The organism is Streptomyces sp. XY431 (assembly GCF_001279805.1).
Taxonomy (GTDB): Bacteria; Actinomycetota; Actinomycetes; order Streptomycetales; family Streptomycetaceae; genus Kitasatospora; species Kitasatospora purpeofusca.
In genome coordinates this window covers 1-1039 of record NZ_LGDO01000199.1, presented here as the reverse complement: position 1 = coordinate 1039, position 1039 = coordinate 1, and the positions used below count along the sequence as shown (strand labels likewise).

At 72.5% G+C, this 1039-nt stretch carries 1 protein-coding gene and 1 pseudogene; both read right to left on the bottom strand.

The genetic code is table 11. The features are described 5' to 3' along the window. Positions 1 to 47 precede the first annotated feature (47 nt). Positions 48 to 779 (bottom strand): DUF742 domain-containing protein, encoded by a 732-nt coding sequence (locus ADK60_RS42135; protein ID WP_079008548.1) that lies wholly within the window; start codon positions 777 to 779, stop codon positions 48 to 50. A gap of 161 nt (positions 780 to 940) precedes the next feature. Continuing rightward, a pseudogene (locus ADK60_RS20195) lies at positions 941 to 1039 on the bottom strand (roadblock/LC7 domain-containing protein); the annotation flags it as partial.

The window sequence follows — 1039 nt, the reverse complement described above, 5'->3', positions numbered from 1 at the left end:
CGACGACGATCTTCGCGGAGGTGGTGGCGCGGGTGGGGGCGGCCGCGTTAGAGCTTGCGAAGTCCACTGAGGACCCTTTCGAGCAGCGTGACGTCGGGCTGGTTTCCGGTTTCGCCGCCGGAAGCGGGCTGGTGGATGGCGACCAGGCCGGCCTCGGCCAGGTCGGCCACGAGGATCCGGGCCACTCCCAGGGGAAGGGAGAGCAGCGCCGAGACCTCGGCCACGGACTTCACCTCGGTGCACAGGGTGCAGATCCGCTGGTGCTCCGGCAGCAGGGTGGCAAGTCGCTGCGGATCCACGTCGGCGGAGACGAGCGCCTCCAGGGCGAGCTCGTACCGGGGCCGGGTCCGTCCGCCGGTCATCGCGAACGGGCGGATCAGCGGGCCGCTGTCCGGCTCGTCCTCGTAGTCGTCGTACCCGGACCGGGACGGTCCGCCGGGCTGCTGCCCGGCCGACTGCCCGGCAGCCGGTCCGCGACCGCGGAGGTGTCCGGGCTGCTGCCCGCCCGCCCCGCCCGGATAGCCGGCCGGAGGAGCGTCGTACGAGGGCTGGGGCTGGGTGTACTGGTCGTACTGCCCCGGCGGGTACGGCTGGCCGTACGCCGGCTGTCCGTAGGGCCGGCCGTGCTGCGGGCCCTGCTGGCTCTGCTGCTGCTGGCCGGGGAGCGGCTGGCCGTACTGCTGACCGTGGCCGACGACGCCGGGTGTTCCGAAGGCGTCGTGGCCCGTGCCAGGGTACGGAACGCCGTACTGGCCGCTGCGGTCGTCGGGCGGTGTCACGGTTCCTCTCCTCACAAGGTGCGGCGGTGCGGTGCGAGCTCGGGAACGAGTCCTGAGCCAGTGGTGCGAAGGCCGTACAACGTCCGAACCCGAGCCCGCCGAAGCGGGCCCGGGACGGACGTGGAGGTGCTTCGAATACCTGGACGGTATCCGACGAACCGTCAGTGCAGGAGACTGCCCTGGAGTTCTGCGCGGAGTGCGGGGGTGAGGACCGCGCCGGCGCGGTCGACGAGGAGGGCCATCTCGTAGCCGACCAGGCC